This is a genomic window from Pseudomonas tructae, assembly GCF_004214895.1.
Classification (GTDB): Bacteria; Pseudomonadota; Gammaproteobacteria; order Pseudomonadales; family Pseudomonadaceae; genus Aquipseudomonas; species Aquipseudomonas tructae.
Map to the genome: position 1 here is coordinate 4333666 of NZ_CP035952.1, position 24763 is coordinate 4358428.

26 protein-coding genes are annotated in these 24763 nt (G+C 61.7%); 3 read left to right on the forward strand and 23 right to left on the reverse strand.

Annotated features, from left to right (window positions below; genetic code table 11):
* Positions 1–17: 17 nt before the first annotated feature.
* The 9 genes from mltG to EXN22_RS19815 all read right to left on the reverse strand — a co-directional run bounded on the left by mltG (position 18) and on the right by EXN22_RS19815 (position 7326).
* A complete protein-coding gene (gene mltG / locus EXN22_RS19775) occupies positions 18–1163 on the reverse strand; it encodes an endolytic transglycosylase MltG (RefSeq protein WP_130265652.1) in 1146 nt (381 codons plus the stop codon).
* A gap of 3 nt (positions 1164–1166) precedes the next feature.
* The gene (pabC, locus tag EXN22_RS19780; RefSeq protein WP_130265653.1) at positions 1167–1982 is read right to left on the reverse strand and encodes an aminodeoxychorismate lyase; all 816 of its coding nucleotides are present in this window, start codon (positions 1980–1982) and stop codon (positions 1167–1169) included.
* Complete coding sequence (fabF, locus tag EXN22_RS19785; RefSeq protein ID WP_130265654.1) at positions 1982–3226, reverse strand: beta-ketoacyl-ACP synthase II; 1245 nt, start codon at positions 3224–3226, stop codon at positions 1982–1984. Before fabF ends, pabC begins: the two co-directional genes overlap by 1 nt.
* Before the next feature lie 104 nt (positions 3227–3330).
* The gene (acpP, locus tag EXN22_RS19790) at positions 3331–3567 is read right to left on the reverse strand and encodes an acyl carrier protein (RefSeq protein WP_004884578.1); all 237 of its coding nucleotides are present in this window, start codon (positions 3565–3567) and stop codon (positions 3331–3333) included.
* 196 nt (positions 3568–3763) lie between these two features.
* Positions 3764–4504, reverse strand: coding sequence for a 3-oxoacyl-ACP reductase FabG (fabG, locus tag EXN22_RS19795; RefSeq protein WP_130265655.1), 741 nt, complete (start codon positions 4502–4504; stop codon positions 3764–3766).
* Positions 4505–4520: 16 nt separating this feature from the next.
* Complete coding sequence (gene fabD / locus EXN22_RS19800) at positions 4521–5459, reverse strand: ACP S-malonyltransferase (RefSeq protein ID WP_130265656.1); 939 nt, start codon at positions 5457–5459, stop codon at positions 4521–4523.
* Between the two features lie 129 nt (positions 5460–5588).
* Positions 5589–6599: a phosphate acyltransferase PlsX gene (gene plsX / locus EXN22_RS19805; RefSeq protein ID WP_130265657.1), complete on the reverse strand. Its 1011-nt coding sequence runs from the start codon at positions 6597–6599 to the stop codon at positions 5589–5591.
* Positions 6600–6602: 3 nt separating this feature from the next.
* Complete coding sequence (gene rpmF / locus EXN22_RS19810; protein ID WP_010223221.1) at positions 6603–6785, reverse strand: 50S ribosomal protein L32; 183 nt, start codon at positions 6783–6785, stop codon at positions 6603–6605.
* A gap of 13 nt (positions 6786–6798) precedes the next feature.
* Positions 6799–7326 carry a YceD family protein gene (locus EXN22_RS19815; RefSeq protein ID WP_130265658.1) on the reverse strand — a complete coding sequence of 176 codons (528 nt, stop codon included), beginning with the start codon at positions 7324–7326 and terminating at the stop codon, positions 6799–6801.
* 95 nt (positions 7327–7421) lie between these two features.
* Here EXN22_RS19815 and EXN22_RS19820 point away from each other — a divergent pair, with 95 nt between their 5' ends.
* Positions 7422–8000, forward strand: a complete 579-nt coding sequence (locus EXN22_RS19820; protein WP_130265659.1) for a Maf family protein — start codon at positions 7422–7424, stop codon at positions 7998–8000.
* 63 nt (positions 8001–8063) lie between these two features.
* Here EXN22_RS19820 and EXN22_RS19825 read toward each other — a convergent pair whose 3' ends face one another.
* From EXN22_RS19825 to rluC, 3 genes are read right to left on the reverse strand one after another with little or no spacing between them, the layout of a single operon-like run.
* Positions 8064–9047 carry a S49 family peptidase gene (locus tag EXN22_RS19825; protein ID WP_130265660.1) on the reverse strand — a complete coding sequence of 328 codons (984 nt, stop codon included), beginning with the start codon at positions 9045–9047 and terminating at the stop codon, positions 8064–8066.
* Positions 9040–9726 carry an HAD family hydrolase gene (locus EXN22_RS19830; protein WP_130265661.1) on the reverse strand — a complete coding sequence of 229 codons (687 nt, stop codon included), beginning with the start codon at positions 9724–9726 and terminating at the stop codon, positions 9040–9042. Before EXN22_RS19830 ends, EXN22_RS19825 begins: the two co-directional genes overlap by 8 nt.
* Positions 9716–10672 (reverse strand): 23S rRNA pseudouridine(955/2504/2580) synthase RluC, encoded by a 957-nt coding sequence (gene rluC / locus EXN22_RS19835; RefSeq protein ID WP_130265662.1) that lies wholly within the window; start codon positions 10670–10672, stop codon positions 9716–9718. Before rluC ends, EXN22_RS19830 begins: the two co-directional genes overlap by 11 nt.
* 745 nt (positions 10673–11417) lie before the next feature.
* On the opposite strand from rluC, the gene rne reads away from it, so the two are divergent.
* The gene (rne, locus tag EXN22_RS19840; protein ID WP_233281656.1) at positions 11418–14561 is read left to right on the forward strand and encodes a ribonuclease E; all 3144 of its coding nucleotides are present in this window, start codon (positions 11418–11420) and stop codon (positions 14559–14561) included.
* A 62-nt stretch (positions 14562–14623) separates the two neighbouring features.
* On the opposite strand, the gene murB is transcribed toward rne, so the two are convergent.
* From murB to EXN22_RS19880, 8 genes are all read right to left on the reverse strand, one after another.
* A complete protein-coding gene (murB, locus tag EXN22_RS19845) occupies positions 14624–15643 on the reverse strand; it encodes a UDP-N-acetylmuramate dehydrogenase (protein ID WP_130265664.1) in 1020 nt (339 codons plus the stop codon).
* Positions 15640–16104, reverse strand: a complete 465-nt coding sequence (locus tag EXN22_RS19850; protein WP_130265665.1) for a low molecular weight protein-tyrosine-phosphatase — start codon at positions 16102–16104, stop codon at positions 15640–15642. Before EXN22_RS19850 ends, murB begins: the two co-directional genes overlap by 4 nt.
* Positions 16104–16868 carry a 3-deoxy-manno-octulosonate cytidylyltransferase gene (gene kdsB / locus EXN22_RS19855; RefSeq protein WP_130265666.1) on the reverse strand — a complete coding sequence of 255 codons (765 nt, stop codon included), beginning with the start codon at positions 16866–16868 and terminating at the stop codon, positions 16104–16106. The genes EXN22_RS19850 and kdsB overlap by 1 nt, the downstream gene beginning before the upstream one ends.
* Positions 16865–17050 carry a Trm112 family protein gene (locus EXN22_RS19860; RefSeq protein ID WP_038994143.1) on the reverse strand — a complete coding sequence of 62 codons (186 nt, stop codon included), beginning with the start codon at positions 17048–17050 and terminating at the stop codon, positions 16865–16867. The genes kdsB and EXN22_RS19860 overlap by 4 nt, the downstream gene beginning before the upstream one ends.
* Positions 17051–17088: 38 nt before the next feature.
* Complete coding sequence (lpxK, locus tag EXN22_RS19865; protein WP_130265667.1) at positions 17089–18099, reverse strand: tetraacyldisaccharide 4'-kinase; 1011 nt, start codon at positions 18097–18099, stop codon at positions 17089–17091.
* The gene (locus tag EXN22_RS19870) at positions 18099–18530 is read right to left on the reverse strand and encodes an ExbD/TolR family protein (protein ID WP_130265668.1); all 432 of its coding nucleotides are present in this window, start codon (positions 18528–18530) and stop codon (positions 18099–18101) included. The genes lpxK and EXN22_RS19870 overlap by 1 nt, the downstream gene beginning before the upstream one ends.
* Complete coding sequence (locus EXN22_RS19875) at positions 18527–19162, reverse strand: MotA/TolQ/ExbB proton channel family protein (protein ID WP_130265669.1); 636 nt, start codon at positions 19160–19162, stop codon at positions 18527–18529. The genes EXN22_RS19870 and EXN22_RS19875 overlap by 4 nt, the downstream gene beginning before the upstream one ends.
* 70 nt (positions 19163–19232) lie before the next feature.
* On the reverse strand, positions 19233–21455 hold the full coding sequence (locus EXN22_RS19880; protein ID WP_130265670.1) for a DNA internalization-related competence protein ComEC/Rec2: 2223 nt from the start codon (positions 21453–21455) through the stop codon (positions 19233–19235).
* Positions 21456–21598: 143 nt separating this feature from the next.
* Here EXN22_RS19880 and EXN22_RS19885 point away from each other — a divergent pair, with 143 nt between their 5' ends.
* Complete coding sequence (locus EXN22_RS19885; RefSeq protein ID WP_130265671.1) at positions 21599–22141, forward strand: DUF2062 domain-containing protein; 543 nt, start codon at positions 21599–21601, stop codon at positions 22139–22141.
* On the opposite strand, the gene EXN22_RS19890 is transcribed toward EXN22_RS19885, so the two are convergent.
* From EXN22_RS19890 to EXN22_RS19900, 3 genes are all read right to left on the reverse strand, one after another.
* Complete coding sequence (locus EXN22_RS19890; protein ID WP_130265672.1) at positions 22109–22888, reverse strand: ABC transporter permease; 780 nt, start codon at positions 22886–22888, stop codon at positions 22109–22111. The two genes, EXN22_RS19885 and EXN22_RS19890, sit on opposite strands and share 33 nt — an antisense overlap.
* The gene (locus EXN22_RS19895) at positions 22885–23817 is read right to left on the reverse strand and encodes an ABC transporter ATP-binding protein (protein WP_130265673.1); all 933 of its coding nucleotides are present in this window, start codon (positions 23815–23817) and stop codon (positions 22885–22887) included. The genes EXN22_RS19890 and EXN22_RS19895 overlap by 4 nt, the downstream gene beginning before the upstream one ends.
* Positions 23818–23957: 140 nt before the next feature.
* Entirely contained in the window at positions 23958–24581 is a 624-nt protein-coding gene (locus EXN22_RS19900; RefSeq protein WP_130265674.1) for a glutathione S-transferase family protein, read from the reverse strand.
* Positions 24582–24763: the final 182 nt, after the last annotated feature.

Consider the following 24763-nt stretch of genomic DNA (forward strand, 5'->3'; position numbering starts at 1 on the left):
GCAATCCTTACAGTTGATCATTGCGGTGAGGCAGCTTCGCTGGCCGGCGCCGGTTGCTCAGGCACCGGCTCAGGGCCGACGTCCGGCGATTGCGGCGTCTGCGGCTGGGCCTCGGGTTCAGGTTCGGTAACAGGTGCCGGGCTCGAACGGTAGTCGGCGCGGCGCTTGATCTGGTATTCGCGCACAGCCGAATTGTGTGCATCGAGGTCATCGGAGAACACATGGCTACCATCGCCACGGGCAACGAAATACAGGCTGCTGCCCGGCGTCGGGTTCAACGCGGCATGAATCGCTTCGCGGCCAACCATGGCAATCGGCGTCGGCGGCAGACCGGCATTGGTGTAAGTATTGTACGGCGTCGGCTCGCGCAGGTCGGCACGGGTGATCTTGCCGTTGTAACGCTCGCCCATACCGTAGATTACCGTCGGGTCAGTCTGCAGCAGCATGCCGATGCGCATGCGTCGCACGAACACCCCGGCAATCTGCCCGCGCTCTTGCGGCACACCAGTTTCCTTCTCGACCAGCGAAGCCATGATCAGCGCCTGGTACGGATCGCGATATGGCACGTCGCTGGAGCGCTCAGCCCACTCCTTGGCCAGTACTTCTTCCAGGCGCGCATAGGCCTGTTGCAAGAACTCCACATCGCTCATGCCGCGCACGAAGCGGTAGGTATCAGGGAAGAATCGTCCTTCAGGGAACACGCCAGGATGGCCGAGCTTGTCCATGACCTCGGCGTCGCTCAGGCCATCGATGGTTTTCTTGATTTTCTCATGCTTGGCCAGCGCCGCACGCACCTGGCGGAAATTCCAGCCTTCGACCAGGGTCAGGGTGTACTGCACCACCTCACCGCGGCGCCAGACCTCGAACAGCTCGCGCACGGTCATGCCCGGAGTCATGCGGTATTCGCCAGTGTGCAGCGGCACACCAGCCATATTGAAACGCCAGTACAGGCGCAACCAGAAAGCATCGTCGAGCACGCCATCATTCTGCATGCGGTAGAACATACGGTTAGGCGTGGTACCGGTGGGCACGTCGAGCAACTGCTCCTGGGACACGTGCAGGGGCTGCTCCAACGCCGAATTTACCTTCCAGGCCGAATACCCCAACAGCAGGCCGGCCAGGATCAACCCGGTCTCCAGCAGCACCAAGAATTTACGTCTCACAAATCAAGCATCCAGTAGCGTACGGGCAATGGCCTGCAGTTTACGGGTGAGCGGCCCCGGCGGCCAGTTCAGCGATGCAAAAGCCTGTACCGGCCAGATGCCGTAGACGCTGTTGCAGACAAACACTTCGTCAGCCTCCTGCAGATCCTGCAGACTTAGATCGGTTATCTGCACAGGGATTGCGACGCCCCTGGCATGATCGAGCAAGGCAGCACGCATCACTCCGGCCACGCCACAACGGCCGAGGTCGGCAGTCAACAGTTGACCGGCGCGCACCAGGAACAGGTTGCTATACACCCCTTCGATGATGCGCCCGGAAACATCGCGCATCAAACCTTCGGCGTACCCGGCATCCTGCCATTCGGCTCGGGCCAGGACCTGCTCAAGGCGATTGAGGTGTTTCAGGCCGGCCAGCAATGGTTGCTCGGCCAGACGCGTCTGGCAGTCGAACAGGCGAACGCCCTGCTCGGAATGCTCTTGGGAATAAGTGGGCAAGGGATTGCCCTGGAGAATACGCCGTGGCGCCACGCCAGCGGCTGGCGCGTAACCGCGCTGACTGTCGCCACGGGTAACGATCAGCTTGAGCACGCCGTCACCCAGCAGGCCGGCATAACGGCAGAGCTCGTCGCGAATCAGGCCTTGATCGGCGCAGATGCCCAGGCGCTGGCACCCCAGCGCCAGGCGCTCGAGGTGATACTCGAGCAACGATGGCCGACCGGCGCGTACGGCGATGGTCTCGAACAGACCATCGCCATAGGCCAGCCCCCGGCTTTGCAACGTCAGTGCATCTGCCGGCTGACCATCGACCCAGCTGTGCATCAGCCGGCGAACCGGCGGAATACCAGCGAGCCGTTGGTGCCACCAAAACCAAAGGAGTTGGACAGCACCACCTCTATCGGCATATTGCGCGCCTGGTGCGGCACGAAGTCGAGGTCGCAACCGTCGCTCGGCTCATCCAGGTTGATGGTCGGCGGTGCCACCTGGCTGTTGATCGACAGCACGCTGAAGATCGCCTCGACCGCACCGGCGGCGCCGAGCAGATGACCGGTCATCGACTTGGTCGAGCTGACCGCCAACTTATAAGCGTGATCACCGAATACCGACTTGATCGCCGACGCTTCGGCCAGGTCACCGGCCGGCGTCGAAGTGCCGTGGGCGTTGATGTAATCAACGTCACTGGCATTCAGGCCGGCATCGCGCAAGGCGTTGGCCATGCAGCGCGCAGCGCCACTGCCGTCTTCCGGCGGCGAGGTCATGTGATAGGCATCGCCACTCATGCCAAAGCCAACCAGCTCGGCATAGATGGTTGCGCCACGGGCCTTGGCGTGCTCGAGCTCTTCGAGTACCAGCGCACCGGCACCGTCGGCCAGGACAAAGCCATCACGGCCCTTGTCCCAGGGACGGCTGGCCCGGGTCGGATCGTCATTGCGGGTCGACAGCGCCCGCGAGGCACCGAAACCGCCCATGCCCAGACCGCAGGCAGCCATTTCCGCACCGCCGGCAATCATCACGTCGGCTTCACCGAAGGCAATGTTGCGCGCAGCCATGCCGATACAGTGGGTACCGGTGGTGCAAGCGGTGGAGATAGCGTAGTTAGGCCCCTGTACACCCAGGTGGATCGACAGGAAACCGGAAATCATGTTGATGATCGAACCCGGCACGAAGAATGGCGAAATGCGCCGCGGGCCCTGATCATGCAAGGTCCGGCTGGTTTCTTCGATGTTGGTCAGGCCACCGATACCCGAGCCCATGGCAACGCCGATGCGCTCGCGGTTGGCATCGGTCACTTCCAGGCCGGCATTACGCACTGCCTGAAAACCGGCTGCCAGGCCGTACTGAATGAACAGATCAAGCTTGCGGGCTTCCTTGACCGACAGGTACTGCTCGACTTCAAAGCCCTTCACCGAGCCGCCAAAACGGGTGGAGTAGGCAGACAGGTCAGTATGCTCGATCAGACCTATGCCACTGCGGCCAGCCAGAATGCCCTGCCAACTGCTCGGCACATCCGTACCCAGTGGCGACAGCATACCCATACCGGTGACCACGACGCGTCTACGCGACACAGCACTCTCCTTATTCAATTGACTACATCTCTTGTAAAGAAAAAACCGCACGCCGGCGAAGGCAGTGCGGTTTTTCCATGACAAGAAGCGACGACTACAACGTCTTAGGCCTGGTGGCTGTTGACGTAGTCGATAGCAGCTTGAACAGTAGTGATCTTCTCGGCTTCTTCGTCAGGGATTTCGGTCTCGAATTCCTCTTCCAGAGCCATCACCAGCTCAACGGTGTCAAGGGAATCGGCACCCAGATCTTCAACGAAGGAAGCGGTGTTCACTACTTCTTCTTCTTTAACGCCCAGTTGCTCGGCGACGATTTTCTTGACGCGTTCTTCGATGGTGCTCATACCTTGTTTTCACTCCTAATGGACATATGTCAGGCAGCTGGCCGGTGTGTAAGTGTATAGAAAGACGTCTGCTTTTCAAGCGCAACACGCCTTGCAAGACCACACCTGCCAACCAACTAGAATCTGGTTGCAGCTTTATAACGGATTTTAGACCGCTCGTATGACATTTTTTTGAAGCAATCCGTCACATTCAATTTTACATGTACATGCCGCCGTTGACCGGAATGGTCGCGCCGGTCACATAGCCTGCGCCTTCGGAGGCCAGGAAAGCCACCACATTGGCGATCTCCTGTGCCTGGCCCAGACGCCCCAGGGGGATCTGGGTCTGCAGCGCTTCACGCTGAGCTTCTGGCAGCTCGCGGGTCATGTCGGTGTCGATGAAGCCCGGAGTCACCGAGTTGACAGTAATCGCACGGGAACCGACTTCACGCGCCAGGGCGCGACTGAAACCTTCCAGGCCGGCCTTGGCGGCGGCGTAGTTGACCTGACCGGCGTTACCCATGGCACCGACCACCGAGCCGATGCTGATGATACGACCCCAACGCGCCTTGGTCATGCCACGCAGCACGCCCTTGGACAGACGGTAAAGGCTGTTCAGGTTGGTGTCGATGACGTCGAACCACTCGTCGTCCTTCATGCGCATCATGAGGTTGTCACGGGTGATACCGGCGTTGTTGACCAGAATGGTCGGTGCACCGAACTGCTCCTGGATCTTGGCCAGGGTTGCGGTGACCGACTCGTCGCTGGTCACGTTCAGCTCAAGGCCCGTACCGGCAATGCCATGTTCCTTGAGGGTTGCAGCGATACGCTCAGCACCCGAGGCGGAGGTCGCGGTACCGATCACGGTAGCGCCCAGACGGCCCAGTTCCAGGGCGATAGCCTGGCCAATACCACGGCTGGCGCCGGTAACCAGTGCAACTTTACCTTGCAGGCTCATGCAAGTTTCTCCTAAATCAGGCCAGCGCCGCGCGGGTGGCGGCGACTGCGTCCGGGGTGTTGAGGTTGTAAGTGGTGACGCCTTCGGCGCAACGCTTGTTCAGACCAGCCAGGACCTTGCCCGGGCCGCATTCGACCAGGTTTACCGCGCCATTGGCGGCCAGGGCCTGGACGCACTCAACCCAACGTACTGGCTGGTAGAGCTGTGCCAGCAGGTCTTGCTTAAGGCCAGCCAGGTCTGCGGCGACCGCCGCAGTGACGTTTTGCACCACCGGAATCTGCGGGACCTGCCAGTCGATGGCATTGACCGATTCGGCAAAGCGCTCGGCAGCCGGACGCATCAGCTCGCAATGCGACGGCACGCTGACCGGCAGTGGCAGGGCACGCTTGGCACCAGCGGCCTTGCAGGCTTCCATGGCGCGCTCGACGGCCGCCTTGGCGCCAGCGATCACAACCTGACCTGGCGAGTTGAAGTTGACCGCACTGACCACTTCGCCCTGAGCAGCTTCTGCGCAAATACCCACGACGACTGCGTCGTCCAGGCCGAGGATCGCCGCCATGGCGCCCTGCCCGGCCGGCACGGCTTCCTGCATGAGTTCGCCACGGCGCTTGACCAGCTTCACAGCATCACCCAGGCTCAGGCTGCCAGCGGCAACCAGGGCGCTGTATTCGCCCAGGCTGTGACCGGAAACGAATGCCGGGCGCGCACCACCCTCGGCCAGCCACAAGCGCCACAAGGCGATCGAGGCGGTGAGGATGGCCGGCTGGGTTTTGTCGGTTTGGTTGAGTTGCTCTTCCGGACCGTTCTGGGTCAGTGCCCAGAGGTCATAGCCCAGAGCCTCGGAGGCCTCACGGAAGGTATCAATAACCAGCGGATACTGGGCGCCCAGCTCGGCGAGCATGCCGAGGGACTGCGAACCTTGACCGGGAAAGACGAATGCGAGGGATGCAGACATTGAACAAGCCCCTAGTGATCTTGTCGTCGGAAATAAAGCGCCCAGCACCAGGCTGAGCACAAGAAACTGAAGAGTTGGATGGTAACGAAGACCAAGCGGTCACATTTAACCACTTCCCGAGGCATATGCCTAAAGCAACAGGTCTTCCAGGCGACCATGCAGGCGTTGCGGCAGATCCTCCTGGATCTCGATCAGCGCGCGCTGGATGGCGCTCTGAAAGCCTTGTACGCCGGCAGAACCATGACTTTTGATGACGATACCCTGTAGGCCAAGAAAGCTTGCGCCATTATGTCGCGCCGGCGCCAGGTCAGCCTGCAACCGGCGCAGCAGCGGCATGGCCACGGCACCCGCCAGGCGCGCAGCGAAACCGCCCTTGAACAGTGCCTCGATACGCGAACCGATCATGGTCGCCAGGCCTTCGCTGGACTTGAGCAGGATGTTGCCGACAAAACCGTCACACACCACCACGTCCGCCTCGCCGCGATACAACCCGTCACCTTCAACGAAGCCGATGTAGTTCAGCCCCCGGGCGTTCTGTAGCAGATTGGCGGCAAGCTTGACTTGCTGATTACCCTTGATGTCTTCGGTACCGACATTGAGTAAGGCAACCCGCGGCCGAGCAATACCCAGGGCCTGGGCGGCCACCGAGCCCATCACGGCGAACTGATAGAGGTTTTGCGCACTGCAGTCGACGTTGGCACCAAGGTCGAGCAACTGGCAATAACCGGCCTGAGTGGGAATGGCGGCAACCATGGCCGGGCGATCAATGCCGGGCAGGGTTTTCAAGACATAGCGCGACAGCGCCATCAGCGCACCGGTGTTACCGGCGCTCACGCAGGCCTGGACCTTGCCATCACGCAATAATTCGAGGGCTACGCGCATGGACGAATCGGGCTTGCCACGCAGCGCCTGGGACGGCCGCTCGTCCATGCCGATCACTTCGCTAGCCGCCACGATCTGCAGACGCGCGCGATCCGCTGCCGACTGGCCAGCGACAAGATCTTCAAGGAGGGAGGGTTGACCGACGAGGGCCAGGTGCAGCGAGGGGGTAGCCGATAGGCAAGCAATACTTGCCTGAACAATGTTGCGGGGACCGAAGTCCCCGCCCATTGCGTCAATCGCGATGATCTGAGCGGACAAGGATTACTCGTCAGCGCCCTTGTCGATCACTTTACGACCACGGTATACGCCTTCTGGCGATACGTGGTGACGCAGGTGCACTTCACCAGTGGTTTTCTCTACGGACAGAGCGTTTTCCGAGAGGGCGTCGTGCGAACGGCGCATGTCACGGGCAGAGCGGGATTTTTTGTTCTGCTGAACAGCCATAATTGATTAACTCCTAAACGTTTGGGTCACGCTTTAACTGCGCCAATACACTGAACGGGTTGGACCGTGTTACCTCGTCCTTGCTCGGTTCGGGCTCATCGGCGCCCGCCGGCTGCTGGCATTCTTCCGGATGATGAGCAGGCACGATAGGCAAGGCAAGCAAAAGCTCCTCCTCGACCAAGGCCTGCAGATCCAAAGGATCTTCGCCCAGTTCCAGCACGTCATAACCTTTCGGCAACGACTGGGTATTCGCACCCTCCTTCACCACAGCGTAAGTAGTTTCGCTGTGGATCGGCAGGGTGACCAGCTCAAGACAACGCTGGCAAACCATCTTGACCTCGACGCTCAGGTCGGTGTGGATAACCACAGCCTTCTGCTCGTCGCGCTCAAAATTGAATTTAGCCTGCACCGTACCGACAGTATCGGAAAGCGGGTCGCAGAGTCTCTCCAAATCGGCGAGCTGCAGCGTTCCTTCGAGGGAAACACCACGATCGGCCAATTTGCGCGGGTCAACGTGAGGTGGAATCGGGTCATTCAACATAGGCGCAGCATTCTAGGGATGACCCCCGCCCCTGTCAAAGGAAATTCGGCCCCGTTCAGCATGTTAGAATCGTTTTACCTGCCCAGGAGTCTATCATGCTGCCTTTATTACTGGCTTCCAGCTCACCTTACCGGCGCGAACTGCTCGCACACCTGCACCTACCCTTCACCTGGGCTTCCCCGGATATCGACGAACAACGCCTGGACGAAGAACCCGCCCTGGACCTGGTCAAGCGCCTGGCCAGGGACAAAGCCCAGACCCTGGCCGCCAGCCACCCCAGCCATTTGATCATCGGCTCGGACCAGGTCGCCGTGCTCGGCGAGCAGATTCTCGGAAAACCGCACACCTTTGAGCGCGCCTGCGAGCAATTACTGGCAGCAAGCGGCAATCATGTGACCTTTCTCACCGGCCTTGCGCTGCTCAACAGCGCTACTGGCCACTGCCAGGTCGACTGCGTGCCCTTCACCGTGAATATGCGCGAACTTGATCTGCCACGCATTGAGCGCTACCTACGCGCCGAACAACCCTATGACTGCGCCGGCAGCTTCAAAGCCGAAGGCCTGGGCGTAAGCCTGTTCCAGAGCACCCACGGCGTGGATGCCACCAGCCTGATCGGACTGCCACTGATTCGCCTGGTGGACATGCTGCAGGCTGAAGGCATAAGCCTGCCTTGACACCTGCAGGACACACACAAAAAACCGGCCTCGAAGGGCCGGTTTTTTCATGCCGCACCACACTCAGCGCAGCGATGGCCCCTGAAAGCCCATCCACATGGCCAGGTGCTCGGCAACACTGGCACCCAGGCGCTTGGAGAAGCGATCGAACGGCGACTCTTCGACAGTGAAGTCAACCAGCTCCTTCTCGCCCACCACCTCACGCGCCACGTAACTGGCACCACCCAGACCATCCACCAGGCCCAGGGCCAGAGCCTGTTCGCCCGACCAGATCAGACCACTGAACAGCTCAGGGTGCTCCTTGTCCTTGAGGCGCTCGCCACGCCCCTGCTTGACACTGGCAATGAACTGCTGATGGGTGGTTTCCAGCACACCCTGCCAGAAGGCCGTTTCTTCAGGCTTCTGCGGCTGGAACGGATCCAGGAAAGCCTTGTGCTCGCCCGCCGTGTAGGTACGACGCTCGACACCCAGTTTTTCCATGGTGCCGACAAACCCGTAACCGGCCGCCGTCACACCAATGGAGCCCACCAGGCTGGCCTTGTCCGCATAGATCTGATCAGCGGCACTGGCAATGTAGTAGGCCCCCGAAGCACCGAGATCACTGATGACCGCATACAGCTTGATGGCCGGGTATTCGGCGCGCAGGCGGCGGATTTCATCGTAGATGTAGCCCGACTGCACCGGGCTACCACCCGGACTGTTGATGCGCAGGATCACCGCTTTGGTTTTCGGATCCTTGAATGCCTCGCGCAGGCCGCCGACGATATTGTCGGCACTGGCCGGCTCCTGGTCGGCGATCATGCCGCGCACCTCGACCAGCGCGGTATGACTGACACTGCGCGACGCCGCCTTGTCCATGCTCATCAGCGGCGTGAACAAGGCCAGAATGCCGAACAGGTAGACGAAGGTCAGCAGCTTGAAGAAAATCCCCCAGCGCCGTGCCCGGCGCTGCTCCTGAACACCAGCCAGGAGCGTCTTCTCCAGCAGCTTCCAGCTCTTCGAATCTTCGTTGCCTTCGGCGCTTGGCGCCTTCCACTCGTCAGCCATGCTCACCTACCCTGGAATTTGCAGGCGACTTGCTCAGCCACGCCTGCAACTGTGAAAAATGATCGATACCCACCTGCGGCCCGAAGGCACTCAAGACCTCCAGCGACATGGCCCCATAGCCAACCGCCACCGAGTGCATGCCAGCATTGCTGGCCATCAACAGGTCGAACGATGAATCTCCGACCATCAACGCACGCTGCGGTTCGACCCGGCAATGGGCAAGGATCTCCTCGAGCATCTGCGGATGGGGCTTGCCGCGACTCTCGTCAGCAGCGCGGGTGATATCAAAGTAATCCGTCCAGCCATTGGCACGCAGAACCCGATCCAGGCCGCGACGAGCCTTACCGGTTGCTACCGCCAGGCGGTAACCCTCGGCACGAAAGGCCTCCAGCGACTCGACCACACCCTCGAACAGCGGAGAAGGCTGGTCATCCAGGGCCATGTAGACGTCTGCGTAGTGCTGGCGAAACCCCGCCACCTGAGCAGCATCGAGGTGCGGATAGAGCACACTGATGGCCTCGGGCAATGCCAGGCCGATAATGCCCTTGACCGCCTCATCAGCGCAGGTGGTATAGCCTGCGCGACCGGCGGCCAGGTGCATGGCCTCGACAATCCGACCAATGGAGTCGGCCAGCGTGCCGTCCCAGTCAAAAATCAGCAGGTCGTAATCACGCTGCACTCAGGCGCTCCACGGTCTTGGCCCACATATCGTCCACCGGCGCCTCGAGCTTGAGCTCACCACCATCGGGCAGCGGCACGGTCAGGGCGTAGGCATGCAGGAACAGGCGCTTGCCACCCAGGTCACGAATCTCGCGGGTAAAGTCATCCTCGCCATACTTGCTGTCACCGGCAATACAATGCCCGGCATGCAGTGCATGCACGCGAATCTGGTGGGTACGCCCAGTGATCGGCCGCGCTTCGACAATGGTGGCGAACTCGCCAAAGCGGCGCAGTACGCGGAAAATCGTCAGCGCTTCCTTGCCCTCGTCATTGACCTCGACCATGCGCTCACCAGAACGCAGATTGCTCTTGAGCAGCGGTGCGTTGACCTGCTTCTTGGCCGTCGCCCAATGCCCGCGGACCAGGGCCATGTAGCGCTTGTCGACACCGTCACCGCGCAGGGCCGCGTGCAGGTGACGCAACATGCTGCGCTTCTTGGCGATCATCAACAGGCCGGAGGTGTCGCGATCCAGTCGATGAACCAGTTCCAGCTCCTTGGCATCCGGGCGCATCTGACGAAAGGCTTCGATCACGCCGAAGCTCAAGCCGCTACCACCGTGTACGGCGATGCCGGCAGGCTTGTTGAGCACAATCAGGGCCTTGTCTTCGTAGACAATCGCCGCCTCGAGGCGCTCAAGCAAGCCCTGGGCCACCGGCACCGGCTCGTCGCGCTCAGGCAGACGAACGGGCGGCACGCGCACGATGTCACCGGCCTGCAACTTGTACTCGGGCTTGATCCGGCCCTTGTTCACGCGCACTTCGCCTTTACGCAAAATGCGATAAATCAAGGTCTTGGGCACACCCTTGAGCTTGGTTACAAGAAAATTATCGATTCGTTGGCCGGCAAGTTCCGGCGCGACCTCAATCAGCTGGACGCCGGAGGTCGGAGGGGCATTAGTCGTCATTTGCCAATCATAACAATTTTTTATGGATTTGAAGCACTTAATGATTGCTGCTATAGTCGCGAACGCCGCCAAAAGCGGCTGGCCAGCGGACTCACGGCTTTCAGCCGGCCCTGACCGACGCAATTCTCGAGGACGCGAGGCCGTCCGACGGGGCTTTCGCCAGTTTACAGAAATGCCTGGAATCGCCACCAGCGCCGCGCAGAGAAGACCGATAAAAAACTACAAGAGCGGTATTTCACCCTCCCCCACGTTTTTTTTCGCTGCCACTCTGTCAGTGCCGTCAATTTCACGCAGTCATGGCGACGGCTTCGGAAATACCAGCCTTGGATATAAAAGGCGCAGGCTCCCGTATGGAGCTGGCGAAAATGCAACCCGTTGCGGATTCAGCGCGCGGCAGCACCCGAATTATCAGGGATACGTGTAGGGTGGAGATGCACAACCGTCGGACCGTGTAGTACTGCGTCCAGTCCACCGGCCTATTGGCCTGGCGACCGGACCCGGTCTTGATCAAGATGCCCTGCGGGCGTCCACGGCCGAAGGCTGATTCCTCCTCCTGACTGAGTGCATTTGACACCACAGCAAGCAGGACGCGTCGTCGCGACTTCGGCAGTACTGGGTGACCAGTCGGACTCGAAAGTTGCTGGACACGGGGGTGGCCCGCCACCCCTTGCGCACCTGACACAGACCGTGAGAAGTCGTGTGTGCCGAACGCCGTTTCCGGCAGCCCGGAAACCGACGGTATTACATGAAAAGAATGCTGATTAACGCAACTCAACCCGAAGAGTTGCGTGTAGCTCTGGTGGACGGCCAACGTCTCTACGACCTGGACATCGAGTCCGGCGCGCGTGAGCAGAAAAAGGCCAACATCTACAAAGGCCGGATTACCCGGATCGAACCTAGCCTGGAAGCCGCTTTCGTCGACTTCGGCTCCGAACGCCACGGCTTTCTGCCGCTGAAGGAAATCTCCCGCGAATACTTCAAGAAGTCGCCCGAAGGCCGGGTGAACATCAAGGACGTACTCAGCGAAGGCCAGGAAGTCATCGTCCAGGTCGAGAAAGAAGAGCGCGGCAACAAGGGCGCAGCCCTGACCACCTTCATCAGCCTGGCCGGTCGCTACCTGGTCCTGATGCCGAACAACCCGCGTGCCGGTGGCATTTCCCGTCGTATCGAAGGCGAAGAGCGCAACGAACTGCGCGAAGCCCTCAACGGCCTGGTCGCCCCTGCCGACATGGGCCTGATCGTGCGCACTGCCGGCCTTGGCCGCAGCAGCGAAGAAATGCAATGGGACCTCGACTACCTGCTGCAGCTGTGGACCGCGATCAAGGAAGCCTCCCTGGACCGCGCCGCGCCGTTCCTGATCTACCAGGAAAGCAATGTCATCATCCGCGCCATCCGTGACTACCTGCGTCAGGATATCGGCGAAGTACTGATCGACAGCATCGACGCCCAGGAAGAAGCCCTGACCTTCATCCGCCAGGTCATGCCGCAGTACGCCAGCAAGATCAAGTTGTACGAAGACAGCGTACCGCTGTTCAACCGCTTCCAGATCGAAAGCCAGATCGAGACCGCCTTCCAGCGTGTCGTCGACCTGCCGTCCGGTGGCTCGATCGTCATCGACCCGACCGAAGCCCTGGTGTCCATCGACATCAACTCGGCCCGCGCCACCAAAGGCAGCGACATCGAGGAAACCGCCCTGCAGACCAACCTGGAAGCGGCTGAGGAAATCGCCCGCCAGTTGCGCCTGCGTGACATCGGCGGCCTGATCGTGATCGACTTCATCGACATGACCCCAGCCAAGAACCAGCGCGCCGTGGAAGAAAAAGTCCGCGAATGCCTGGAAGCCGACCGCGCCCGCGTACAGGTCGGCCGCATCTCGCGTTTCGGCCTGCTGGAGATGTCCCGTCAGCGCCTGCGCCCATCGCTGGGCGAAAGCAGCGGCATCGTCTGCCCGCGCTGCAGCGGTACCGGCATCATCCGTGACGTCGAATCGCTGTCGCTGGCGATCCTGCGCCTGATCGAAGAAGAAGCCCTGAAAGACCGCACCGCCGAAGTCCGCGCCCAAGTGCCGATTCCGGTTGCAGCCTTCCTGCTCAACGAAAAGCGCAACTCGATCACCAAGATCGAACTGCGCACCCGGGCCCGTATCGTCATCCTGCCGAACGATCACCTGGAAACCCCGCACTTTGAAGTCCAGCGCCTGCGCGACGACAGCCCGGAGGCCATGAGCAGCCAGTCCAGCTACGAAATCGCTGCCGCCGAGACCGAAGAGGCCCAGCCGACTGCCGCTACCCGTACCCTGGTGCGCCAGGAAGCCGCGGTCAAGACCGCTCCGGCCCGCGCCAACGCCCCAGTGCCAAGCGAAGCTGCCGCGCCAGTCGCCGCCCCCGCTCAGCACACCCCTGAGCCAAGCCTGTTCAAAGGCTTGGTGAAGTCGCTGGTGAGCCTGTTCGCCGGCAAGGAAGAGCCTGTCGCAGCTGCGCCAGTGGTTGCCGAGAAGCCGGCCAGTGAACGCCCGCAGCGCAACGAAGAGCGTCGCAACGGTCGCCAGCAGAGCCGTAACCGCAACGGCCGTCGCGAAGAAGATCGCAAACCGCGCGAAGAGCGTGCCGAACGCGCCCCACGCGAAGAGCGTCAACCACGCGAAGCTCGCGAAGAAGCACCGGTCCGTGAAGAGCGCGCGCCACGCCAGCCGCGTGAAGAGCGTCAACCACGCGCACCACGTGAAGAACGCCGCTCCCGCGAGGACCGCCCGGTCCGCGAACTGCGCGAGCCTCTGGACGCCGCCGCCCCGACCGTGCGTGAAGAACGCCCTGAGCGCGCTCCGCGTGAAGAGCGTCAGCCTCGTGAAGAGCGTGCACCACGCGAAGAACGCGCACCACGTGAAGAGCGCGCACCGCGCGAAGAACGTGCACCACGTGAAGAGCGTCAACCGCGCCCGCCACGTGAAGAGCGTCAGCCGCGTCCAGCCGAACAGGCTGCTGAGGTTGCTGAAGAGGAGCTGCCGAACGAAGAGCTGCTGCAAGATGACAACCAGGAAGGCACCGAAGGCGAACGCCCTCGCCGTCGCTCCCGCGGCCAGCGTCGTCGCAGCAACCGTCGTGAGCGTCAACGCGATGCCAACGGCAACCTGGTAGAAGGCTCCGAAGACGGCAGCGAAGAGCAGCCACAAGCCACCGAGCTGGGTGCCGACCTGGCCGCTGGCCTGACCGTGACCGCCGCTGTTGCCACCAGCAACATCAGCGCCGCTGCCGAAGCCCAAGCCAACCAGCAGGCCGAACTCGCCACTGTCACCGTCGAAGAGCAAGCCGTAGCTGAAGTCGCGGCGACCGAGACCGTTGTCGTGGAAGCCGTTCAGCCAGTGGTTGAAACCCCTGAAGTGGCCGAAGCAGCCGAGGCCGTCCAGGTCGTTGAAGTCGCGGTCGAACCGGTTATCGAGCAACCCTTCATTGCGCCGGTCGAAGTGCCGGTAGAAGCCAGCATCGCACCTGCGATCGAAGCGCCTGTGGTTGCTGTGCCAACTGAAGTACTGGAGCCTGTTGCGGCAGTGGAGCCTGCGCCTGAAGTTCAGGCACCAGTGGCGGTCGAGCCGGTGGTGGTTGCAGAAGCGGTAGAGGCACCTGCACCAGTCATCGAGCCAGCACCGGCTGAAGAGCCTGCACCTGCGCTTGAAGCAGAGGCCAGTGCGCTGACCAGCAACGGTCGCGCACCGAACGATCCACGTGAAGTACGCCGTCGCAAGCGTGAAGCCGAAGCTGCCGCAGCCGCCGCTGCAGTGGCCGCCGCCGACGCTAGCGCTGCTGTAGTCGCTGAAGAAGCGCCTGCTGCACCGGCCGAAGAAGGGGTCGAGGAAAAACTGGAAACCGCAGAAGAGCATAAACCGCTCGTCTGATCATCCAGGCTGAAAAAAAGCCCCGCCAGGTAACTGGCGGGGCTTTTTTATTGCCTGTGGGCTCAGTACAGATTCGGCTCCATCTCCAGTTCAACCCCGAAGCGCTCGAGGATATCGGCCTGGATCTTCTGCGCCAGTTGATGCAACTGCACACCGGTCGCCTGGCCATAATTGACCAGCACCAGCGACTGCAAACGATGCACCCCGGCATCGCCTTCGCGATGCCCCTTCCAGCCCGCCTGCTCGATCAACCAGCCGGCAGCCAGCTTATACTGGCCATCAGCCTGTGGATAAGCCACCAGCCCTGGGTGCTGCAAACGGATCTTGTCGGCAAGCACTGCTGCCACCACCGGGTTCTTGAAGAAACTCCCGGCATTACCCAGCTCGATGGGATCAGGCAGTTTTTCCCGACGGATACTGCAAATCGCATCACTGACATTCTGCGCAGTCGGCTGGTCGACACCTTGCTCGCTCAAACGCTGACGCACTGGGCCATAATCCAGGTGCGCATGCATCATCCGGCTCAAGGCAAAGCGCACGCGCAGGATCAACCAGCGCCCAGGATTACGCTTGAACAGGCTGTCACGGTAAGCAAAGCCACATTCTTCCAGACTGAAGTCACGCAACTCGCCGGTCTGGCGGTCCAGCGCAGTGAGGCCGACAAATACGTCCTTGATCTCGACGCCGTAAGCGCCAATGTTCTGCATCGGTGCAGCACCGACCGTACCCGGGATCAAGCTGAGGTTCTCAAGCCCAGCCAAGCCCTGGGACAGGCTCCATTGCACGAACGGATGCCAGGGTTCGCCCGCTTCGGCCTCGACCACCACTCGCTCACCGTCATCAGACAGGATGCGCAGGCCACGGCTGGCCATGCGCAGTACCAGTGACTGAACATCGGCAGTCAGCAACAAGTTGCTGCCACCGCCTATCACCAGCACCGGCACGTCCTGCCCAGCCGCCTGGGCCAGAGCCTGGCGTACCTCATCGTCGTTGTGGGCTTCGGTGAAAAACCGGGCCTTAACGTCGATACCAAACGTGTTGTACGGCTTGAGCGATACCTGTTGTTGCCACTGCCCGCTCATAGACGGCCCTTGAGTTCGATGACCAAATGCTTGCAGGCGACTTCAATCAGGTCGAGGACCTCTTCGAAATCCTGCTCGGCGCCATAGTAAGGATCCGGCACCTCATCCAGTGCACCGTCATAGCGGCGCAGGAACAGGTCCAGCTCGGCTTTGGCCGTGGCGGGGCGCATGGCCTGCAAATGGCCAAGATTACTCTTGTCCATGGCCAGGATCAGATCGTAGTCGTTGAAGTGCGCAGCCTTGAGCTGCTGCGCACGCTGCTGCGACAAATCATAGCCACGCATGCGTGCGGTGCGGCAGGTACGGATATCGGGCTGCTTGCCGACATGCCAGTCACCGGTACCGGCCGACGCCACTTCAATCCGCTCGCCCAAACCTTGCGCCTGCAATTGCTGACGCAGTACGCCCTCGGCGGTGGGCGAACGGCAGATATTGCCAAGGCACACGAACAGAACCCGCATCAGGCCTCCAGCAAGCGCCGAACGCGCTCCAGGTCTTCAGGAGTGTCGACGCCTACGGGTGGCGGATCGATGGCATCGGCAACGTGAATACGCACACCATGCCAAAGCGCCCGCAACTGCTCCAGCGACTCGGTCTTCTCCAGCCAGCACGGCCCCCAGGCGACGAAGTCCTGCAGGAAGCCGGCGCGGTAGGCGTACATGCCGATGTGACGGCGATACGGCACGCCCTGCGGCATCTGTTCACGACTCTGGGCAAAGGCGTCCCGCGCCCACGGCAACGGTGCCCGGCTGAAGGTCAGGGCCAGGCCGTTGCAATCGCTGACCACCTTGACCGCATTGGGGTTGAACAGAGCTTCGACATCGCTGATCGGCTCGGCCAGGGTGGCAATGCCGGCTTCAGGATGGGCCGCCAGGTTAGCCGCCACCTGATCGATGATCACCGGTGGAATCAGCGGCTCATCACCCTGGACATTGACCACGATGGCATCGGCGGCCAGGCCCAGCTTGGCCGCCACTTCGGCCAGGCGGTCGGTACCGGAGTCATGGTCTTCGCGGGTCATCAGCACTTCGGCGCCGAAGGCCTCGCAGGCCTTGAGGATATCTGTGTCGTCGGTGGCGATCACCACGCGGCTGGCGCTGCTCTTGCGGGCCTGCTCCCAGACGTGCTGGATCATCGGCTTGCCGGCAATCAGCAGCAACGGCTTGCCGGGCAAGCGCGTGGAACGCAGGCGCGCCGGAATCACCACGGTAAAGGCCAGGCTCATTTGTCCAGGCGCTCGTCGTCGGTCAGGGTGCGCGCTTCGCTCTCAAGCATGACCGGGATACCGTCACGGATCGGGTAGGCGAGGCCCGCGCCCTTGCTGATCAGCTCGGTCTTGTCGGCGCTGAGCTTGAGCGGACCCTTGCAGATCGGGCAAGCGAGGATATCGAGCAGTTTGGTGTCCATGGAAATTCCTCAGGCCAGTGGCCGGAAAAAGAAACGAATCAGGAGAGCCGCGACGCGGGCAGCAAGCGGGCGAGCTGTGTGTCGAACCAGGCCTGGAAGGCCGGCGAAGGCACAGCATCGACCGCAAGGTACCACCAGTCGTCGGCAGCGAAGGCGCGGCATTTGACCGCGTCCTTCTCGGTCATGACCAGGGGCAGCGCAGGGCTGAAGCTCAAGGCCTGGGCGCTGTACTGGGCATGATCGGCAAAAGGGTGTGGCACAGGACGCCAGTTTAGCCCCTGCAAGGTATTGAAGAAACGTTGCGGGTTGCCAATGCCGGCCACGGCGTGCAGCGCCTGGCCTGGCGCAAAGCGGTCGAGGCCGTGGCGCTCGCCGGTGCGCAGGTTGACCAGCGCGGCAGGTTGCAGGGCAAAGGCAAACCCGTCTTCGCGGTCCACCGTGGCGCCATTGTAGAGCACCGCATCAACGGCCTGCAGACGCTCGACCGGTTCGCGCAGAGGGCCGGCCGGCAGACAGCGGCGGTTGCCCAGCCCCCGGGCGGCATCGATCAGCACCAGCTCCAGATCGCGGGCCAGGCGGTAATGTTGCATACCGTCGTCGCACAGGATCAGGTCCAGCGCCTCACTGGCCAGCAGCGCCTGCACCGCACGCGAACGGTCGGGGTCGATCATCAGTGGCACGCCGCTACGCTGGACAATCAGCAAAGGCTCGTCACCCGCTTGCGCCGCGCTCTGCTCGGCACACACGCGCCACGGCAACTGCGGCGGCTTGGCGCCATAACCGCGACTGACCACACCGACGCGCAGGCCTTGCTGGCGGCAATGCTCGATCATCCAGAGGATCATCGGCGTCTTGCCGGTACCGCCAACCGTGATGTTACCCACCACGATCACCGGCACCGGGGCGCGGTAGCTGGGGCTTTCACCACTGAGAAAGCGCGCGCGCTTGCCCTGCACTACTTGACGATACAGGGCTTCGAGCGGACGCAGCAGCGCCAGCGCCGGATGCCCCGCGTACCAGGCCGCGAGCAAACGGTCGGCAAGGGCCATCAGGGCGTCCCCTGAGCCGCCTCGACGGTGGTCATGCGCAACTGGCTGAAACCGAGCTTGCCGGCCGCATCCATGGCAGTCACCACCGCCTGATGCGGGGTCTTGCCGTCGGCGCTGATCGACAACGGCAGTTTGGTATCACCTGCAGATTCCTGCTGCAGGGCTTCACTCAGGGTCGCCAGATCGCTCTTGGGCAACAGGTGGTTGTTCACCGAGTAGACACCGTCAGCGCTGATGGTGATATCCAGTTGCTTGAGTTCCGAATCCGGTGCCGGCGCGCCGCTTACCGATTCCGGCAACTCGACGCGCAACTGGGTCTCGCGAGTGAAGGTGGTGGTGACCACGAAGAACAGCAGCAGGATGAACACCACATCGATCAACGAGGCCAGGTTGATGTCCACGGTCTCCCGTGCCTTGCGTCGAAACTTCACGCCTTGACCTCGCTGAGATCGACATCACGATCGCCCTGCACCACTTCGACCAGCTTGATCGCCTCCTGCTCCATGCCGACCACCAGTTCATCGATGCGGCGCTGCAGGAAACGGTGGAAGAACACCGACGGGATACCCACCATCAGGCCCGCTGCCGTGGTAATCAGCGCCTTGGAGATACCGCCGGCCAGCACTGCGGCATTGGTGGTCATACCGGTGCCCATGAAGGCACTGAAGATGTCGATCATGCCCAGCACGGTGCCGAGCAGGCCGAGCAGCGGCGCCATGGCAGCGATGGTGCCCAGGGCATTGATGTAACGCTCAAGCTCATGGATAACCCGGGCAGCCGCCTCTTCGATGCATTCCTTCATGATCTCGCGGCCATGGCGCGAGTTGGCAAGGCCGGCGGCAAGGATTTCGCCCAGGGGCGAATCGGCGCGCAGGGCCTTGAGCTTGTCACTGGTAAGTTGCTTGTCCTTGATCCACATCCACACCTGGCCCAGCAGGTGCGGTGGTGTGACCCGGCTGGCGCGCAGGGTCCAGAGACGCTCGGCGACGATCGCCATGGCGGCGATGGAGCTCAGAATGATCGGCAGCATCATCCAGCCACCAGACTTGACCAATTCCCACACAGTAAGCATCCCCTAAAAAAAGTCCGCCACTTTACCATAGGACCCAAGGGGGCTCATCTGCCGAAGGTCGTCATCTGGGGTCGCGCCAGAAACGTCGCTGGGCACGCAGCCCCTCTGGTTCGCCAAAGCTACCCAGGCGCAGGCGCAGCGCACCGTATTCGACACTGTCGTAGGCCTGGATACCGTGCGTCCGATAGCGCGCCAGTACCTGCGGATGGGGATGACCGAAGGCGTTGTAGCGCCCACGTGAAATCAGCACGCCGCGCGGAGCGGTGGCCTTGAGCAATGCCTCGCTGGAGGAACTGCGACTGCCGTGATGCGGGGACTGTAGCCAATCGACCCGGCTCGCCTGCCAGTCGCGCGTCCAGGCCCGTTCACCACGGGCATCGAGATCGCCGGTGAGCAGCAGCTTTTCACCTCGAGCCTCGACCAACAGCACACAGGAGTCCTGGTTGCTGTCGCTGGCGTCACGCCATTGCCAAAGGGAAAAATTCACCCCGTCCCACTGCCACCGTTCGCCGCTGTTGCAGGGCTGCGCCTTGAGCGCTTCAGGCAATGCCGCCGCTTCACCACCGAGCACCCGCAACACCGGCAAGCCACGCTGCACAGCGCGGGCACCACCGGCGTGGTCGGCATCGGCATGGCTGAGCAGCATCAAGTCCAGCCTGCGCACACCCAGCTTGCGCAAGCTGGGCAACACCACCCGCTCCCCCAGATCGAAATCGCCCATGGCGGGCCCGGCATCGTAGAGCATGGCGTGGTGACGCGTACGCAGGACAAATGCCAGCCCCTGGCCGACATCCAGCTGCCAGACTTCGGCTTGACCCAGGGGCACGCGTTCTCTGGGCGTAAACACAGCCAGCAGTAACAACGGCCAACCGAGCAGGCGCATGGGCAGGCCGTGTGGCAACAGCAGCAGCCAAGCCCCCAGGCATACCAGCAACCAGGCCCAGAACGGCAGCGGCTCGGGCAGCCAGGCCGGCTGCCAGGCCGCGACTTCAACCAGCAGGCGAAACAAGCCGTCCAGCAATCCGCCCGCCAGCCATAACAGCCCTTCGCCCACATAGGGCACAGGCAGCAACAGGGTACCCAGCAGCGCCGCCGGCAATACCGCAAGACTGATCCACGGTACGGCCAGCAGGTTGATCAGCGGCGCTGTCAGGCTCACTGGCAGACCTTGCGCCAGCAACACTGGCAACAAGCCGATGGCGATCAACCATTGGGCGCGGCTCCAGGCCAGCCAGGGATTCCAGGCGCCCAGGCGGCCGCTGAAGATGAAAATCAGCACTGCAACGGCCATGAATGACAGCCACAAGCCTGGCTGCAAGCTGGCCAGCGGCTCCCATAGCAGCACTGCGTTGAGCGCCAGCAACAGCGGCAAGCCAACGCCCAGGTGACGAAAACGCAGACGCCAGAGCAGCACCATGGCCAGCATCATGCAGGCCCGCTGCACCGGCACCTGAAACCCGGCCAGCACGCCATAGGCCAGGGCTGCGGCGAATGCCAGCACACAGGCCCAAGGCAACCAGGGCAGCCGCTGCGGCCACCAGCCCAGGCGCGCCAGCCCGGCAATCAAGGCGTACACCAACCCGGCCAGCAGGCCTATATGCTGGCCTGAAATCACCAGCAGGTGCACCGTGCCGGTGGCTTGCAGGGCTTGCCAGTCTTGCCGTGCGAGCCCGCCGCCATCACCGATAATCAACGCCACCAGCGCCGCCTCCCGGCCCTGGGCATCGACGGCCAGCAAGCGCTGGCGCAGGTCATTGCGCCAGGCCGCTGTTGCTGGCAGGAGGCGCTCGCCAGCCTTGACGCTGCCGGTGGCGCCGACGCGCCGGGCCAACAGACTGGCCTCCTGATCCGGGCCGTGAGGATTGAGCAAGCCGGAGGGTCGCTTGAGGCTGACGGCCAATCGCCAATATTCACCGCTGTTGACAACTGGGCCACCGAACCAGCTGAGCTGCATGCGCCTTGGCAATGGTCCGCGGCGCGACTGGGCATCGCTCAACTCGAATCTCACGGAGCGCGTGCCTTGCTCCGGCAAACCGGTGATCCGGCCTTCTATCCATAGAGTACGGCCATCGAGCGGCGCGGCCAGGCGCTCATCCAGCGCCAATTGCGCCGAGACGCAGGCCCAGCTCAATCCCAGCAGAAAAAGTCCAATCGACCATAGCTTGGCAGCCAGGCAGCAAATCCCGAAAGCGATCAGCAGGACAAGTGTCCAGACGGACGGTAAAGCCGGTAGCAACCCGAGGCTGAGCAGCCCGAGCGCAAGCGCCAACATCCCTGTGCGCATAATCCTGAAGCTCCAGAAGTAAACCACCTTCTGAGGCTTAGATCAGTGACGGCGAGTGCTCGCTAAATAATTGTCACAAAGTCTGAACAAGGCACTTTTAGAATCCGTGCATACTGGCACCCTTCAGATTGCCGAGACCCCTCATGCCGCGTCGTCTCTTCAAACGCTACATGCCCGATCCGACCAGCATCAGGGAACACAAATCCTTACGCTTTCTCGGCCGGCTGTTGCACGACCCCAACCTCTGGCACCTCAACCGGCACTCGGTCGCTCGCGCCATGGCCGTCGGCCTGTTCGCCGCGTTCATTCCGGTTCCGATGCAGATGCTGCTGGCTGCCAGCCTGGCAATCATGGTGCGCGGCAACATGCCGATCGCGGTCAGCCTGGTGTGGCTGACCAACCCGATCACCATGCCGCCGGTGTTCTTCTGCACCTACCAGATGGGCGCCTGGCTGATGCAGATCCCGCCCCGCACCCTGCCTGAAGAACTCACCTTCGAATGGATCACCGACCAGCTGTCGACCTTGTGGCAGCCGTTCCTGCTCGGCTCGGTGGTGTGTGGCGTACTGCTCGGCGCCCTCGCCTACTGCCTGACCATGCTCTACTGGCGCTGGTGGGTAGGCAGGCAGTGGCGCCGGCGCAAAAACAAGCAGTCAGGTACGCATTCCTCGTCCGCTGACCAGTAGCCGAGCACACCCGACATACAGCACCGCCGTGGCAACCAGCATGAAGCTGATGGCCACGCCGATGCGGATATCCGACACGCCGAGAATGCCGTAGCGGAACGAGTTGACCATGTGCAGCACCGGGTTGGCCATCGACACCGCCTGCCAGAATGGTGGCAGCAGGGTAATCGAGTAGAACACCCCGCCCAGGTAGGTCAGCGGCGTCAGCACAAAAGTCGGGATGATCGAGATGTCATCGAAGTTGCGAGCGAACACCGCGTTGATAAAGCCCAGCAACGAAAAGATCGTCGCTGTCAGCAGCACCACGACAATGGTCACACCCAGATGGTGCACCTGCAAGTCGGTGAAGAACAACGACAGCAAGGTGACGATCACCCCCACCGCCAGGCCGCGCAATACGCCACCCAGGGTGTAGCCAACGAGAATGGTGTGCGGCGAAACGGGCGAGACCATCAGCTCTTCGATCGAGCGCTGGAACTTGCTACCAAAGAAGCTCGACACCACGTTGCCGTAGGAGTTGGTGATCACCGACATCATGATCAGCCCCGGGACGATGTACTCCATATAGGTGAAGCCACCCATGTCACCGATCTGCCGGCCGATCAGGTTACCGAAGATCACGAAGTACAGGACCATGGTGATCGCCGGTGGCAGCAGGGTCTGTGGCCAGATCCGGGTGAAACGGCGCACTTCGCGGTAGACGATGGTATTGAGGGCGACCAGGTTGGCGCTCAGCTCCGAACTCATACCGCCACCTTTGCCAGGTTTTTCTCAACCAGGGACACAAACAGCTCCTCGAGACGATTGGTCTTGTTGCGCAGGCTTTGCACTTCGATGTTCTGCAGCGCCAGCTGGCCGAACAGCGCGGTGATGCCCACTTCCTTGTCGACTTGCACTTCCAGGGTGTGCGGGGTGATCAAGCGGCACGGGTAATCGATCAGGCTTGGCGCCTGGGGCAGGTCATGCTTGAGGTCGAGCACGAAAGTCTCGACATGCAGCTTGCCGAGCAAGGCACGCATGCTGGTGTTCTCGACGATGGTGCCATGGTCGATGATGCCGATGTGACGGCACAGCTGCTCAGCCTCTTCCAGATAATGGGTGGTGAGGATGATGGTGATGCCTTTCTGGTTGAGCTCGGTGAGAAAGCTCCACATCGAACGGCGCAGTTCGATGTCGACACCCGCCGTTGGCTCATCGAGGATCAGCAGGCGCGGCTCATGAACCAGGGCGCGGGCGATCATCAACCGGCGCTTCATGCCACCGGACAGCGAGCGCGACGGTACATCACGCTTGTCCCACAGGCCGAGCTGGGTCAGGTATTGCTCGGCACGCTCCCTGGCCACCTTGGCCGGGATGCCGTAGTAACCGGCCTGGGTCACGACGATGTCGAAGGTCTTCTCGAACTGGTTGAAGTTGAATTCCTGCGGCACCACGCCAATGCAACGCTTGAGCGCGGCAGGCTGTCGATCAAGATCGTGGCCGAAGATATTGACGCTGCCGCTGGTCTTGTTGACCAGGGTCGAGAGGATGCCGATGGTGGTGGATTTACCGGCCCCGTTGGGGCCGAGCAAGGCAAAGAAGTCACCCTCGGCGACATCCAGGTCAATACCCTTGAGGGCCTGGAAACCGTTGCCGTAGGTTTTGGTTAGCTGCCTTATGGACAGAGCAGAACTCATAGCGGGTCGCGTACCAGTTTGGAAGGTTCTAGACGCGGCCGGGCAAGACCCGGCCGCAGTGAATATGACCATGGTGCTTGTGCAGGCCTGACAAGTACAGTCATGTGTATCGATAATAACTATCAGGTTTAGCGCAATGATCAGGTCAGCGCCGTCATCACCGCCGCCTGGTAGGCCGGACGTTCCTGCAAGCGCTCATACCAGGCGCGCAAGTGACGCATCTCGGGGCGCTCGATAGGCATCTGGAACCAGGCATAGGCAAAGCAGCCCAGCGGGATATCACCCATGCCCAGTTGCTCGCCAGACAAGTAAGGCCTGTGCGCCAGGGCCTGGTCAGCAATCGACAGCAACTGCGCGCAGGTCTTGTGCGCGGCATTGATCGCCACCCAGTCCTGCTGCTCGGCAGGCGTACGCACGATGCCCCAGAACAAAGGGCGGAACGGTGTAGCCAGAGACGAGGTCACCCAGTCCATCCACTTGTCGGCCTCGGCTCGCTTGCGTGCATCCACCTCGTACCAACCCCGCTCACTGCCGTACTGCGCCGACAGGTAACGGACAATGGCATTGGACTCCCAGAGCACCAGACCGTCGTCTTCGATCATCGGCACCAGGCCATTGGGGTTCAGCGCGCGGTACTGCGGCTCATTGACCAGACCGAAAGCGCCTCCGGCATCGATCGACTCATACTCAAGACCGAGCTCCTCGGCGCACCACAGTGCCTTCCTGACATTTGTCGAGTTCTTCCTACCCCAAATCTTGAGCATCACGATTCCCTGATGATTTTGTTGGTCGCCCAGTCTACTCCAGGCGCTTGTGCTGGCAATCGTTTGGCATTGGGCCGAACTCTTGAGCACATGCCCTGTCACTGTTCAGACAAGCCGTTTAGCGGATGCAGTCTAAGCTTCGATGGATGGCGAAATGCCCCGATGGTTCACGGAGGAATTGC